The sequence below is a fragment of the Pseudomonas syringae genome (assembly GCF_021605415.1).
GTDB classification, from domain to species: Bacteria; Pseudomonadota; Gammaproteobacteria; order Pseudomonadales; family Pseudomonadaceae; genus Aquipseudomonas; species Aquipseudomonas syringae_S.
This window is the reverse complement of the sequence record NZ_WKEQ01000052.1, coordinates 13,200-28,227: the sequence shown is the minus strand read 5'-3', so window position 1 is coordinate 28,227 and position 15,028 is coordinate 13,200. Positions and strand designations below refer to the sequence as shown.

11 protein-coding genes and 1 riboswitch are annotated in these 15,028 nt (G+C 60.2%); of the genes, 9 read left to right on the top strand and 2 right to left on the bottom strand.

Annotated elements, in window-relative coordinates:
- The 5 genes from tssI to GIW69_RS24570 all read left to right on the top strand — a co-directional run.
- A partial coding sequence (gene tssI, locus GIW69_RS24590; protein WP_236485368.1) for a type VI secretion system tip protein TssI/VgrG occupies positions 1 to 1,157 on the top strand: 1,157 nt, incomplete at its 5' end.
- The gene (locus GIW69_RS24585; RefSeq protein WP_236485367.1) at positions 1,154 to 1,987 is read left to right on the top strand and encodes a DUF4123 domain-containing protein; all 834 of its coding nucleotides are present in this window, start codon (positions 1,154 to 1,156) and stop codon (positions 1,985 to 1,987) included. The genes tssI and GIW69_RS24585, both read left to right, overlap by 4 nt.
- Entirely contained in the window at positions 1,984 to 5,271 is a 3,288-nt protein-coding gene (locus GIW69_RS24580) for a toxin VasX (RefSeq protein ID WP_236485366.1), read from the top strand. The genes GIW69_RS24585 and GIW69_RS24580 overlap by 4 nt, the downstream gene beginning before the upstream one ends.
- Entirely contained in the window at positions 5,268 to 6,230 is a 963-nt protein-coding gene (locus GIW69_RS24575; RefSeq protein WP_236485365.1) for a DUF6708 domain-containing protein, read from the top strand. The genes GIW69_RS24580 and GIW69_RS24575 overlap by 4 nt, the downstream gene beginning before the upstream one ends.
- Positions 6,227 to 7,213, top strand: a complete 987-nt coding sequence (locus GIW69_RS24570; RefSeq protein ID WP_236485364.1) for a hypothetical protein — start codon at positions 6,227 to 6,229, stop codon at positions 7,211 to 7,213. Before GIW69_RS24575 ends, GIW69_RS24570 begins: the two co-directional genes overlap by 4 nt.
- Before the next feature lie 586 nt (positions 7,214 to 7,799).
- On the opposite strand, the gene GIW69_RS24565 is transcribed toward GIW69_RS24570, so the two are convergent.
- Positions 7,800 to 9,233, bottom strand: coding sequence for a TolC family outer membrane protein (locus GIW69_RS24565; RefSeq protein WP_236485363.1), 1,434 nt, complete (start codon positions 9,231 to 9,233; stop codon positions 7,800 to 7,802).
- Positions 9,234 to 9,437: 204 nt separating this feature from the next.
- Positions 9,438 to 9,543, top strand: a riboswitch (TPP riboswitch).
- Positions 9,544 to 9,689: 146 nt separating this feature from the next.
- On the opposite strand from GIW69_RS24565, the gene thiC reads away from it, so the two are divergent.
- Positions 9,690 to 11,579, top strand: a complete 1,890-nt coding sequence (gene thiC, locus GIW69_RS24560; protein WP_236485362.1) for a phosphomethylpyrimidine synthase ThiC — start codon at positions 9,690 to 9,692, stop codon at positions 11,577 to 11,579.
- Positions 11,580 to 11,686: 107 nt separating this feature from the next.
- A complete protein-coding gene (gene cytX / locus GIW69_RS24555; protein WP_236485361.1) occupies positions 11,687 to 12,979 on the top strand; it encodes a putative hydroxymethylpyrimidine transporter CytX in 1,293 nt (430 codons plus the stop codon).
- On the opposite strand, the gene GIW69_RS24550 is transcribed toward cytX, so the two are convergent.
- Positions 12,948 to 13,694, bottom strand: coding sequence for an RsiV family protein (locus GIW69_RS24550; protein WP_236485360.1), 747 nt, complete (start codon positions 13,692 to 13,694; stop codon positions 12,948 to 12,950). The two genes, cytX and GIW69_RS24550, sit on opposite strands and share 32 nt — an antisense overlap.
- A 212-nt stretch (positions 13,695 to 13,906) precedes the next feature.
- Between GIW69_RS24550 and GIW69_RS24545 the strand changes: the two genes are divergently transcribed.
- On the top strand, positions 13,907 to 14,524 hold the full coding sequence (locus tag GIW69_RS24545; protein WP_236485359.1) for an NUDIX domain-containing protein: 618 nt from the start codon (positions 13,907 to 13,909) through the stop codon (positions 14,522 to 14,524).
- Complete coding sequence (locus tag GIW69_RS24540; RefSeq protein WP_236485358.1) at positions 14,515 to 14,967, top strand: DUF1249 domain-containing protein; 453 nt, start codon at positions 14,515 to 14,517, stop codon at positions 14,965 to 14,967. The genes GIW69_RS24545 and GIW69_RS24540 overlap by 10 nt, the downstream gene beginning before the upstream one ends.
- Positions 14,968 to 15,028 lie beyond the last annotated feature (61 nt).

Genomic DNA, 15,028 nt, shown 5'->3' with positions numbered 1-15,028 from the left:
ATCTGCGTTGCGGCCATTTGTTTAACCTCACCGAACACCCCCGCGAAAAGCACAACGACTTGTGGTTGCTCATCAGCGTTTCCCACGATGGCCGACAGCCACAAGTGCTTGAGGAATCGGTCACCAGCGACGTCAAGAACGCCGACGGTTTCACCCAAGGCTATCGCAACACCTTCAGCGTAATTCCCGCCGAAATAGTGTTTCGCCCGCCGTTGCCAACGCCGCGCCCTCCGCTGGTCACGCAAACTGCACGCGTCACCGGCCCCGAAGGCGAAGAGATTTATTGCGACGAATTCGGCCGAGTAAAGTGCGAATTCGCCTGGGATCGTGCCGAGTTCAGCAGCGAGCGCAGCAGTTGCTGGATTCGCGTGTCATCGAGCTGGGCCGGGGAAGGCTTCGGTTCGGTCACGATTCCGCGCATCGGCATGGAAGTGGTGGTGACGTATCTGGAGGGCGATCCCGATAAGCCACTGATCACCGGTTGCGTCGCCAACAAGGTCATGTCCGTTGCGTACACCTTGCCCGATCACAACACCAAAACCGTGCTGCGCAGCCACAGCTCCCCACACACCGGTGGCTACAACGAACTGATGATCGAGGATCGCGCCGGTCAGGAAAAAATCTACCTGCGCGCCGAGCGTGATTTCGAAGAGCTGATCCTCAACGACAGCCGTAGCGTGATCCGCCACGACCGTTTCCAGCAGGTGGACGGCATCAGCACCAGCGTGACCAAGGCCGAAGAGCGACACACCACCGACGGCACACGCAGCACCGTCATTGGGCGTGATGACCTGCTCACCATCAGCGGCAACAGCAGCACCACGGCGGACGGCACGCTGGTGATCCAGGCCGGGCCGCATGCGCGGTTCACGGCCAGCCAAGTGGTGATCGATGCCGGTACGAGCCTGACGCTGTCGGCGGGCGGGCATCACATCGTCATCAATGCCGGCGGAATTTTCAGCAGTGTGGCGATTGTTGAAGGCGGGGCGCCGATGGCGGGGATGGCTGCGCAAGCGGCATTGTCGGTTGCCCCGGAGGATCCTCAGGCGCTGCTCAAACTCTCAATCACCGCGCAAATAGCCGCGCTGACGCAGGCCGCAGGCCAAGGCGCGCCGGTCTGTGCCGTGTGCGAAAAACTGGCGCAGGTGAGCGCATGAGCCGCGCGTATCTGGTGCTGGATCGCATCCAGATTGAAGGCCTGACCGATCGCCTCTTCGAGTTGACGGGCGGCGCAACCGTTCATTCGCTCTACCAGCGCACCGCGTACAAGGCGCTGGAGAATGTCGGGCCCGTGCTGATCGGGGTAACACCCGAAAGTCCGCTGGCGCAGGTTTTCTCTCAGCAATGGAGCGCGACGGCGGGCATCTGGCTGGAATCGGCCGCTGAACCCGAGCAAGTAGTGGCGCATCTGCGCGGTTTGATCCATGCCCGGGCCGAGGGCGTCACGACGGTTCTTTTTCGTTTTTACGACCCGCGCATCGCCGCGTCATGGCTGGCGGATCTGCCTTCCCATGAACGCGATCGGCTGATGGGCCCCGTCCGCCTGATCTGTTTGCCGGACGCGCAGATTGTTCAGCAGTCGGAGCATCCCGCCATTCCCTACGCGGATCAGCCCTGGCTGGCGCTGACGGCGGAGGCACTCGATGGCTTGAACGCCGCGAAGCGCCGGTTTTTCACGACACAACTGATCGAGCACGTTCAACGCAACTTTCCCGAAGCACTTCTTCAACTGGATCCGGCCGCACGCCAGCAATGGGCGTTGGACTGTCAGGCCGGCGCCGCTCGAAACGGTTTCAGCGCCATGGACGAAGTGCTGCTCTGGAGCCGCTTCGTGGCTGTACTGGGCAACAACTTTCCCGATGACGCCGAGCACGGCGTGTACCGGCAATTGCTGGCCGAACCGGGGATTGCTCCGCGTCAGCGCCTCGACAACCTCAACCACGCATTGACGCACCAGTTGCTGACTGACAAGGACTTCGCTCAATGAGCGCCGAAAAACTCGATTTGATCGACCGGCACGCCCAGGCAGAGCGGGAAGCCAAGGCCCAACCGCATGCTGATATCCATTGCACGGTTGAGCCATGCCCGGCCAGTCAGCCGCAGCTGTTCGTGGTGCCGGTGCGTTACGCGCTGGCGCCGGAAAAAGCCGCGCACGCTTGCTGTGTTCCGGGTGTCACGACCGAGAGTCACCCGATGGCAGCCCGTCGATTGCGCGCCGGATTTGTCTACCTGTGGCAGCACAAGGGGCCGCTGCGGCGGTTTGCCGTTTCCCCGTTGGGGCTGCTGCAAGAGCAGACGCTGGACGCCGAACCGATTCCGGTTGTTGACGCAAAACTGGCAGGTCTGACGCTGGAAAAAGTCCATGACGCCTGGATGCTTTACAGCGAGTTCCCGTTAAACGCCGCGCACTGTCAGACCTTGAGCGACAGTGGCGCCAAACGCGGTCAGTACATGCGCCACATCGCCTTGCGCACGGTGGCCGACGAGTTGGAGGCGCCACATTGTCCTGCGCTGGTGAAAGCGGATGAAGTGATGGCCGAACTCATTCCGGCCACGTTTGCTGCCGCAGTGCGGGTTGATTCGCAGCGCAACGTCGAGAATATCGACACGTTGGGACAAGCGGTGATGCAAGCTCCGACACGGGCGAACATCAAGGCCTACACCGACGCCATGCACCAGGCTCGAGAGCGTGAACGTATTCTCGCGGAGCATCCCGATGTCAGCGATCAGCCGCCGGGCGAGTGGAGTGCCGAGCCGTGGGACGGGCAGGGGACTCAGGACTGGCTGATCGATGCCCAGTCACAAGCAGCAGGGTTGTTTGCAGTCTTCGCCTGTCTCGACGACGACCTCGGTGTGTTGCGCGACATCAACCACGAGCAGGAATGGCTGGAGGCCGGTCACGAAAAATGGCTGGGCGAGAACAACCTGCGCTTGTGCATCGGTGGCTTCGTGCGCAGCCTGATCACCGAGGACGGTGCTGAACTGGCCGCCAATCTCAGTTACCGCTACAAAGATCGCGACCTCCAGCTCACCCCAGCGCAGGGCCAGACGATACTCGACACGCAACATCGGCTGGATGAAGAGCTCAGGGCTGAAACCCGCGCCCGTCAGTACGGCGGTCAACCCAGTCCGGCTGAAGCCGCGATTCGCGATGCACGTATCGCCGACATTCTGGCCCCGGTGCGCCTGTTCATTCCGCCCGACCTGTACGACGAAGCCGAGGTCGTTGTCCGTGAATACCGTGCGGACAAACTCGCCAACCTCAACGACCATGCGTTTACCACCAAGGTCGGCAAGTACATCGACCTCGACGCCATGAATACATGGTTCAGCGATACCGCCGCCGCGCATTATCAACAACTCGACCAACGTCACACCGCGCTGTTTGCCGATCGCGGCGTGTACCTCAAACGCTCGGCCAGCGGCACCTGGTTCGTCGATTACGACGACCTGAAAACCCGCCAATGGCTGACCGAACTCGCCGCCGGCTGCCTGACCGCCCAATGCATCCGCGCCCAGGGCGCCGAGCAATACGCCGACTACGTGCGTGCCATAGACGACGGCGCACTGCGGCAACTGTTCAGCGCGTGGACACCGTCACTTGAGGCGACCGTCAACAATGTCTCTCGCCTGAGCGAATTGATGGCCGCGCTGGCCGACGACAATATCAACGCCGTTCACCACGCCCTGGCGCCGCTGAGCCTCGCGGTCATGGGCGACATCGGGGACATGGCGCGGGATGCGGGCGGTCTGTGGAGCACGCTGGTCAATCGGTTGGGCGCGGCGTTGTTGCTGCTCAAGAGTGAAAAAAACCTGAGCGCGTCCTGGATGGGCATTTTCCTTGCTGCTCGTCTGGGTGGAGAAATCCATCTGCAGTCCTTGATCGAGGGCGGACAGCCGGTATTGAAATTGTTGGGCCAGAGAGCCGAGGCGCTGAACGACTGGGTGGGATCGGCGGGCAAAGCCATTGGTGCCGGGCGGGTGGAGCGGATCGTCAACTCGCCCGTCGTGGTCAACAGCGGCGGCGTGGTGCCGTTGGCATTGCTGCTGGTGAATGTGGCGAATTCGCAGCGGTATTTGGGTGAGGCCGGGGTTTTGGAGGGGATGGAGAAGCGGCGGGCGAATGATGCGGTGTCGGCGAGTTTGTATGCGGCGGCGGCTTTGGTGGGGGTTTTGGATAGTCAGGTGAGGATTGGGTTGGGGGTTAAGGAAATGGCCGTGAAGCTTCCTGGTGGCAGAGCGGGAAGTGCACCAATGCTTACGTTGTTTGGGGGGGTGATTGGTGGGTTGTCGGCTGGTGCCGCTTATCAGGAATTCAAATCTTTGCAAAGACAATTGGAAAGCTCTCAGAGTCAGGTGGACTCCTGGCTGCAAATGCGCCAAATCACGGTTGGAGGGCAGATTGCTGCATTCAGTACTCAGGCATTGTTGGGCGCCACTTACACGATGAAGGCGTTGGCAGGGTCAATAACGACTGAAGTCGCCATTTTGCGTTACACACTCTACATGGGCCCTTTGAACTGGATCATTGCCGCATTGGGCTTGGTGTACCTGACAGTCTGGCTCTTCGAAAAAACGCCGCTGCAAAACTTCCTGAACAACTGTTGCTGGTCTAAAGCAAGGGCTAGCGATCTGCAGCCCATCCCGCCCAAAGCCCAGCAGGACGAACTCGACCGTTTGTATCTCATCCTCTATACGCCTCGGGTCAGCATGGATAGCCGCTCCGAAACCGCAGCCGATTATGGACGTACCGGCCTTGCCTACGTCAGTGCCATCAAATCTCTGACCATCGACTTGCCGGGGGCCGAGCCGGGTAGTGTCTACCTGGAACTGAGCATGGTCGGTGACCCGGTGGACACCTTGGGCAATCGGGATCTGATCAAGAACAGCCCAACCAGCAATTTCAAACCGCCCCGACCGTGGCGGGATATGACGCCCTATTGGCTCTCCGGCAGCCGTTGCCAATGGATTCCGTTTAAGGAAGGCCAAGGACTTCGAATAACTGGCCCTTTCGGCGAAGTGAAAAACGTCTTAGGCACGCCCCCCAGCACCTTGTCACTGCGGTTGCGTTATCGCACCCCGCTGACAGCAATGCTCGGCGCGCGCTCATTTATCGGTGGCGAGCGGGGGCTGGCTTTCACCTTGAATCACTCAACGGGCGTCATCACGCTAAGAGCCGACCCCACCCCGGAACTCGACCGTGTGCCGAATTATCCGCTCGGCGAGGATCACCCCGGTGCCATTTATCTGCAACCCAAGGACAAGAGATGAGTAGGTCACCGGCAGGCACCTCAAAAAAACGATTCTTTTCTCGCAATGATTACTTGTCGCCACTGCCCATTCCTACGGGTGAAAAACCTTGTGATGTGCTCAACATTATCTGGCGCAAAAACGATGTTTTTCTAGACATAGGCAACTACAGCATCGGATCTGCGGTGATGGTGCTTTGGCCAATGGTGATGTTGTTCGCTTTCATGGGTTATCTGTTCAGACATGATCACGATGACATGCATATTTTTGCGGTAATGACGGCGTTCGTAATTGGAGTGCCGACTTTCTTTTTGATCCAAGGCCTCTTCCGAGATGTCCCCTTACCCATACGCTTCAACCGCCAACGCCGCGAAGTCTGCGTCCCCCGCGACAACGGCGAGTACTGGATCGTCCCGTGGGAAACCGTAACAGCCGCCGCCACTCAACAATCCTCCATCAGTCAGGCCGGCCGATCCACGGTGGGTTTATTGGTCATCGGTTTCGAAAATCCCGACCCGGATGCCAAGGAAGACAACAAACACTTCTCGCTGGGCTTCAACTGCGGCGGCGGCACGACGGCGATGGCGTTGTGGGAGTGCATGCGCAGTTACATGGAGATCGGGCCGCACGTTTTGCCACAGACCAACGACTTCGAGAACGGCCGGGAGAAACTTCGGGGCAGAAGCGTTTTTTGGGGCATTTGTTGTGAGTACCTGGACGGCATCCGACACCATTTGGTCGCGCAGGAGGTTGGTAAGGCTGCCTGGCTGATCATCGGGGCTGTGTTCCTTGGCGCCCCACTGGCGATGATGTTGCAAACATGGAAGTTATCCCCACCACCGGAGTTGCCCTATCCCGAGGTTGGCGAATGGTCAAAGCCGCTGCCCCCGGAACAATGGGCCAAACGCTCCCCTGAGTTGGAGGCCGCTATCGCCAAACGCGAAGCCGAACTTGCAGGGCAAATTGAGGTGACGACATGAGTACGCCACCGGCAGGCACTGTGAAAAAGCGGATGTTTTCGCGCAATGATTACTTGTCGCCATTGCCTATCCCCACTGGTGAAAAGCCTTGTGATGTTCTCAACATCATCTGGCGCAAGAACGAGGTTTTCCTCGATATCGGTAACTACAGCGTCGGATCTGCGGTGATGGTGATGTGGCCTTCGCTGATAGTGGTTTTCGCTATGTCTTTTTTTACACGGAACCTTGACCCTGAATTTAGCTACGGGATTTTGATCATTGGGGGAACCATCTTGGGCTTACCTGTGCTGATTTTGATCCAAGGCCTCTTCCGACATGTCCCCTTACCCATACGCTTCAACCGCCTACGCCGCGAAGTCTGCGTCCCTCGCGATAACGGCGAGTACTGGATCGTCCCGTGGGAAACCGTAACAGCCGCCGCCACTCAGCAATCCTCAATCAGTCAGGCCGGCCGATCCACGATGGGTTTATTGGTCATCGGTTTCGAAAACCCCGACCCGGACGCCAAGGAAGACAACAAGCACTTCTCGCTGGGCTTCAACTGCGGCGGCGGCACGACGGCGATGGCGTTGTGGGAGTGCATGCGCAGTTACATGGAGATCGGGCCGCACGTTTTGCCACAGACCAACGACTTCGAGAACGGCCGGGAGAAACTTCGGGGCAGAAGCGTTTTTTGGGGCATTTGTTGTGAGTACCTGGACGGCATCCGACACCATTTGGTCGCGCAGGAGGTTGGCAAGGCTGCCTGGCTGATCATTGGGGCTGTGTTCCTTGGCGCCCCACTGGCGATGATGTTGCAAACATGGAAGTTATCCCCACCACCGGAGTTGCCCTATTCCGAGGTTGGCGAATGGTCAAAGCCGCTGCCCCCGGAACAATGGGCCAAACGCTCCCCTGAGTTGGAGGCCGCTATCGCCAAACGCGAAGCCGAACTTGCGGCGTCAGTGCAACAACCGCCCCAGCCACTTCGTAACCAGCCATGACCAGACTCGCCACGTTACCCATCCCAGGCCACAACGATTTGCCGGACTTTGACATCTGCCTCCCGGCCCACTTGCGTCCCGATGCCAATCGTCTGATTCGTTATCTGCACGAGTTGCCGCGGCGACGGGTGAAGTATTGCCCGTGGTGCAGCGATTCGCGCTTAACGTTGCAGGCGCCTAAGGCCCGTCAGCGTCTACCGCGTTATTACTGTGGTTCGTGTCACAAGAGCTGCAACAGCCTGAGCGATTCGCCGTTTGCGAATCTGCACCGGATGGATCTGTGGTCGACGTTCGCGTTGTACATGCTGGCAGGTTGGTCGAGCGTTCAGGTGACGCCTCGTCTTGGCATGAATGTGAAAGTGTATTTCAGGTGGGGGCGGGCGGTTCGGGAGGTCATGGCCGAGGAGTGCCCCGAGTTGCACGAGTGGTGGACGACGCGTCACAGCCGCGAAAACCTCCAGCCACCCGGATGCGCAGATGGCCTAAAACGGTCTGACGACGGATTTGTTGATTGTTAAAAAGCAAAAAGATCGCAGCCTGCGGCAGCTCCTACAGAGGATGACGCGCAGGCTGCGATTTTTGCTTTTTAAGGCCTTGCCTTGAGTTGCTCAGCCGCCGCTTGCGCCAGATCCGGCGGCAGGAAATCTTTGTCCGGGTTGTAATCGGCTTTGAGATACCGCGCCAGATCCTGCAAGTCACCCGGGTTCAATGTGCCGGCGGCCTGCTTCAAGCGCAGGTTGTCGAGGATGTAGTCGTAGCGGGTGTTGTTGTAATTGCGCACCGAGGTGTAGAGCTGGCGCTGGGCGTCGAGCACGTCGACGATGTTGCGTGTGCCGACCTGATAACCGATTTCCGTGGCTTCCACCGCGCTCTGGTTGGAGATGATCGACTGTTTGCGCGCCTGCACCTGTTCGACGTCGGTGTTCACCGCGCGGTGCAGGTTGCGGGTGTTTTCCACCACTTGCCGGCGCAGGCCTTCGCGCTGTTGTTCGGTCTGGTCAAGCCGCGAATAGGACTCGCGCACTTGGGAGCTGGTCAGGCCGCCGCTGTAGATCGGGATGTTCAGTTGCAGGGCCAGCGTGCGCTGTTCGACGTTGCCGCCATAAGGCGTACCGAATGCGTTCGGGTTGCTGAAGCCGAAGGCATCGTTATCGCCTTTTTCGTACCTGGCCACCGCATCCAGCGTCGGCGCGTGACCGGCCTTGCGCTGCTTCAGCGTTTGTTCGGCGGCGCTCACCGCGTAATTGCTGGCGAGCAGGTTGAGGTTTTGTCTGGCGGCGGTGTCGACCCACGCCTTGGCGTCGTTTGGCGCCGGTGGCAGGATCGGCAGCGTGTGGACGATGCCCTGAATCGAGTTGTACTGACGGTTGGTCAGGGTGATCAGCGCCTCGAACGCATCGTCAACCTGACGCTGGGCCAGAATCCGGTTCGCCCGCGCGGTGTCGTAACTGGCCTGGGATTGCAGCACGTCGGTCTTGTCCGAGAGGCCGACATCAAAGCGCTCGTTGGACTGGTCGAGCTGACGTTTGAACGCGGCTTCTTCAGCCTTGGTCGAGGCCAGGTTGTCCTGACTGCGGAGCACGTTGAAGTAGCTTTCGGCGGTTTGCAGGATCAGGTTCTGCTCGGTGGCCGAGAGTTGCAGCGCGGCTTGTTCGTTGACGTCCTTGGCGGCCTGGAACTGGAACCAGCGATCCGCGCGGAACAACGGCTGGGCCAGGGTCGCCTGATAGGAATGAGCGCTGCGGTTGGCGACGGCGGCCGGTTGATCGATGTCGGTGCGCACGTTGGCGACTTCGGCGCCCCCGGAGATGTTCGGCAGCAATCCGGCGCGGGCCTGAGGCACCACTTCTTTCTGTGCGCCGTACTGCGCGCGGGCGGCGGCCAGGTCGGCGTTGTTGTCGACCGCTTCCTGATAGACGCTGACCAGATCGGTCTTGGTGGATAACGGCGCTTCAGCTGCCCAGGCCATTGCGCTGGACGCACAGGACACGGCAACAGCCAGTGAGAGTTTGCGCAGCATGAGGCGATCCCTAGCTAAATATTATGAAAATAATCCGGGCGCCAAAGGTACGGCGCAGCCCCCGTAGCGTCAAGGCTCGGCGGGCAGAGCGAGTGTAGTTGCGCAATCGCGCGGCAACAATCCTGCAAGGCGCCGCAATTGCGCCATTCATCATGGTGAATGCCACGGTGTTGGCGTTCTTTGCCGGTTGTGTCTAGACTGGCCGGGTTCTTGTCGGGGTGCCTTGCTATGAGGCTGAGATCGAATAATTTCGGATCCCGTTGAACCTGATCAGGTTAGCGCCTGCGTAGGGAACAAGATTTCTCGTCACCCGGCGAGTCCTCTTGTGTTTCGTCCGGGATATTGTTCGACAATCGAACGCTCGACGACGATGCACAGCACCAGTCCTGGTGCGTCCGTGCCTTTCAGGTTCTCCCCCGACAATCCACTGCCTGGATGCTGTCTGGAGAGCCCGTGATGACTACAAAATCAAAAAACGCGATCAACCTGAGTGACTCGGCCAAGGTCGACGAGCAATCGGTCAAGCCGTTCACCCGTTCGCAAAAAGTCTACGTTCAGGGCTCCCGCCCGGACATCCGCGTACCGATGCGCGAAATCACCCTCGATGTGACCCCGACCGACTTTGGCGGCGAAATCAACGCGCCGGTCACCGTCTACGATACCTCTGGCCCGTACACCGATCCGAACGTGGTGATCGACGTGCGCAAAGGTCTGGGTGACGTGCGTTCGGCGTGGATCGACGACCGTGGCGACACCGAGCGCCTGCCGGGGCTGAGCTCGAACTTCGGCCAGGAACGCCTTGCCGATGCTGAACTGACCAAACTGCGCTTCGCCCACGTCAACAACCCCCGCCGCGCCAAGGCCGGGGCCAACGTCAGCCAGATGCACTACGCGCGTCAGGGCATCATCACCGCCGAGATGGAATACGTCGCCATCCGCGAGAACATGAAGTTGCAGGAGGCCCGTGCTGCTGGCCTGCTGACCCAGCAACACGCCGGCCACAGCTTCGGCGCGAGCATTCCGAAAGAAATCACCGCCGAATTCGTCCGCGAAGAAATCGCCCGTGGCCGCGCCATCATTCCGGCCAACATCAACCACGTCGAACTGGAACCGATGATCATCGGCCGTAACTTCCTGGTGAAGATCAACGGCAACATCGGCAACAGCGCCCTGGGTTCGTCCATCGAAGAAGAAGTGGCGAAACTCACCTGGGGCATTCGCTGGGGTTCGGACACCGTGATGGACTTGTCCACCGGCAAACACATTCACGAAACCCGCGAGTGGATCATCCGCAACTCGCCCGTGCCGATCGGCACCGTGCCGATCTATCAGGCGCTGGAAAAGGTCAACGGCGTGGCCGAAGACCTGACCTGGGAGTTGTTCCGCGACACGCTGATCGAGCAGGCGGAGCAGGGCGTCGATTACTTCACCATCCACGCCGGCGTGCTGCTGCGCTACGTGCCGCTGACTGCCAAACGCGTGACCGGCATCGTTTCCCGTGGTGGTTCGATCATGGCCAAGTGGTGCCTGGCGCACCACAAAGAGAACTTCCTCTATACCCACTTCGACGACATCTGCGAAATCATGAAGGCCTATGACGTCAGCTTCTCGCTGGGCGATGGCCTGCGTCCTGGCTCGATTGCCGACGCCAACGACGAAGCGCAATTCGGCGAACTGGAAACCCTCGGCGAGTTGACCAAAATCGCCTGGAAACACGACGTGCAGTGCATGATCGAAGGCCCGGGCCACGTGCCGATGCAGTTGATCAAAGAGAACATGGACAAGCAGCTCGAGTGCTGCGACGAGGCGCCGTTCTACACCCTCGGCCCCCTGACCACCGACATCGCGCCGGGTTACGACCACATCACCTCCGGCATCGGCGCGGCGATGATCGGCTGGTTCGGTTGCGCGATGCTTTGCTACGTGACGCCCAAGGAACACTTGGGGCTGCCGAACAAGGATGACGTGAAGACCGGGATCATCACTTACAAGATCGCCGCCCACGCAGCGGACTTGGCCAAAGGGCATCCAGGCGCGCAGATTCGCGACAACGCTTTGAGCAAGGCGCGGTTCGAGTTCCGTTGGGAGGACCAGTTCAACCTCGGTCTCGACCCGGACACCGCCCGCTCGTATCACGACGAAACCCTGCCGAAGGATTCGGCCAAGGTCGCGCATTTCTGTTCGATGTGCGGGCCGAAATTCTGCTCGATGAAGATCACCCAGGAAGTCCGCGAATACGCGGCCAACCAGCGGATCGACGCGGTCGACGTGGACGTCGCCCAAGGCCTGGCGGAACAGGCCGAGCGGTTCAAAAAGGAAGGCAGTCAGCTGTACAAGAAAGTCTAGCCATGAGCGGCAAGCTACAAGCTGCGAGAGTCGAGCAGTCCGCGTACCGCTTCTGACTTGTAGCTTGCAGCTTGCAGCTTTTCTTCTGCTTCTTCGAGATAACACCCTTGAGCATTCAACCCAGCACTTATTCCCCTGATCTCGCCGTGCCCGCCGACAAGCGTGTGTTTGGCGGTCGCGATCTGTTTTCCCTGTGGTTTTCCTTAGGCATTGGCCTGATGGTGTTGCAGACCGGTGCGCTGTTGGCGCCGGGCCTGGGTCTGTCGGGTTCGTTGCTGGCGATTTTTCTAGGTACGCTGGTTGGCGTGTTGCTGCTGGCGGCGGTCGGGGTGATCGGCAGTGACACCGGTCTGTCGTCGATGGCCGCGCTCAAACTCAGCCTCGGCAGCAAAGGCGCGAGCCTGCCGGCGGTGCTCAACCTGCTGCAACTGATCGGTTGGGGCTCGTTCGAAATCATCGTCATGCGTGACGCCGCCAGCCTGCTCGGCGCACAAGCGTTCAGCGAAGGCAGTTTATGGTCGAACGCCATGTTGTGGACGCTGGTATTCGGTGCGCTTGCAACCCTGCTTGCCGTCAGCGGCCCGTTGACGTTCGTCCGCCAGATCCTGCGCAAGTGGGGCATCTGGCTGCTGCTGGCCGCGTGCATCTGGCTGACCTGGAACCTCTTCGCCAAGGCTGATCTGGCCGCATTGTGGGCCCGCGCCGGTGACGGTTCGATGCCGTTTGCCGTGGGCTTCGACATTGCCATTGCCATGCCGCTGTCGTGGCTGCCGCTGATCGCCGATTACTCGCGGTTCGGCAAGCGTGCGAAGAACGTGTTTGGCGGCACCGCCATCGGTTTCTTTATCGGTAATATCTGGCTGATGAGCCTCGGCGTGGCCTACACCCTGGCGTTCGCGCCGAGCGGTGAAGTCAACGCGTTGCTGCTGGCGCTGGCCGGTGCAGGCCTGGGCATTCCGCTGCTGTTGATCCTGCTCGACGAGTCGGAAAACGCCTTCGCCGACATTCACTCGGCGGCGGTGTCCAGCGGATTCCTGTTGCGCCTGAAAGTCGAGCACCTGGCCTTGGCCATTGGTGTGATCTGCACGCTGATCGCCTTGCTGGCGCCACTGGCCCAATACCAGAACTTCCTGCTACTGATCGGCTCGGTGTTCGCGCCGTTGTTTGGCGTGGTGTTGGTCGATCACTTCATCCTGCGCAAGCGCAGTGCTCAAGTGGCCTCGGCCGGATTGCGCTGGCCAGCATTGCTGGCGTGGCTGGGAGGTGTGAGCACTTATCATTTGCTGGCGAATCTGTACCCGGATGTCGGTGCAACCCTGCCGGCGCTGGTGCTGGCAGGGTTGCTGCAACTCGTGCTGGGCCGGGCCTTCAGTTACGGCCGGGAAACAGCTCGGGCTTGAGGATGCCGTTAAGGCGTGGGTAAGGGATCTTCAGTTCGACATGGCCCAGCGCGTAAGGCGCGATAGTGGTCACGTCGTACTTGAGGATCACGCCTCCGTAGGTCAGCGCCACGTTCGGGGTTTTCACGAACGGCCAGTTCGCAACGAACTCCGGCTCCTGATCGAGTTTGGTGCTGATCAACCAGCTGTTGTGCGCCACTTGCGCAGCTTTCCAGAAAGCGTCTTCCTGGCCCGGCAGCAACATGTCCGACAACGTCAGCACCTTGTGCTGCTGACGCGAATAGTTGATGAAACCACGGCCCGGCGTGCCATGGGCGCCGCCGGTGTCGACGTAGCTAGACAACTCGATGATCACCAAGCCGTCATGCTGCTCGCGTACTTTCGCTTGCAGATAGATGCTGTTGCGCGGGCCGGCGTTGGCCAGATACTGCTCGCGAAACGCTGCGAGCGTCGGCGCCACCGGGGCATTCGGCTCGGTGCGGGTCATTTGCAGCAGGCGTTTTTCGATGATGCCGTCCAGTGCAGGTTCGGCCGGGAAGCGCAGGGTGTCGATGTTCACCAGCGGGCAATCAGGATTGGCGCAGCCCGGCTTCAGTTGCTCCGAGGCGTCGCGGGTGGTCTCCAGCGGCGTGCGGTAGTTGGGCTGGAACAGGCTGGCGCAGGCACCCAGGGTCAGGGCGATGGCAGCCACGGAGGCGATTTTGAAAAGCGACATGGGCGTCCTTTCGAAAGCAGGGGAAGGCGAAAAGTTACCGCTTCGACTCTCAACGAAGCAGTCAGTTCGCCACTAAGCTAATTAGAGTGGCTTTCTCCTCCACCGTCCATCCCGCTGACGGTAAAGGGGCTGCATCAAACATTGCGGGCGCGTTAGGATGGCGCGAAGTCGAGGGGGAGCCTCGAACCGGATTGCAGTGAACGAGGATGCCCATGACCGATTTTGCCAACGCCATTCCGACCGCCGTGGAGATCGTGCGGCGCGAGAAATGCTACGAGGGCTTTTACAAGCTCGACCGCGTGCACCTGCGCCATGAGTTGTTCGCAGGGGGCATGAGCCGCGAGATCAACCGCGAAGTGTTCGTGCGCCATGATGCCGTATGCGTCCTGCCTTACGATCCGCAGCGTGACGAAGTGGTATTGATCGAGCAGTTCCGCGTCGGCGCCATGGGCAAGACCGACAACGCGTGGCTGATCGAACTGGTCGCCGGTCTGATCGACAAGGATGAGCAACCGGAAGAAGTTGCTCACCGCGAGGCGCAGGAGGAAGCTGGGCTGAACATCCGGGCGCTTTGGCCCATGACGAAATATTTCCCGTCGCCGGGCGGCAGTAACGAATTCGTGCATTTGTATCTGGGGCGTTGCGAGACGACCGGCGCTGGCGGCCTGCATGGGCTGGAGGAAGAAGCAGAAGACATCCGCGTCACGGTCTGGGCTTTTGAAGATGCCTTGCAGGCCGTACGCGACGGACGGATTGCCAACGCGGCGAGCATCATTGCCTTGCAATGGCTGGCACTGAACCGCGCTGAAGTGAGGGGGCTATGGTCGTAAACAAGTTGCGCGATCGTTACCGGGTCGACCTGGTGGGGCTGCAAGCCGCGTGCGAGGCGAACTATGCGCGCCTGATGCGACTGCTGCCGGACATGCGCAATGATCCCGAAGCGCGGCGCATCGCCGTGACTCAGGGCGATCAAATGCTCGGCGTGCTGACCCTCGAAGTGTTGCAGGCCTGCCCTTACACCACGACGTTGCTGGTACGCCAGGAACACAGCCTGCCGTGGCTGCCGGTGCCGCAACTGGAAGTGCAGGTCTATCACGATGCGCGCATGGCCGAAGTGGTCAGCGCCGAACATGCACGACGCTTTCGCGGCATCTATCCTTACCCCAATGCCGGGATGTACCAGCCGGACGAAAAGGCCCAGCTCAACCTGTTCCTGGGGGAATGGCTGAGTCATTGCCTGGCCTGCGGACACGAATACGCGGCGGTTCGGTAGGGTTTGTATCACTGCAGTTGTGAACTGCGTCAGGTTCGCCGGTTTCCTCTTTCGTCCTTCC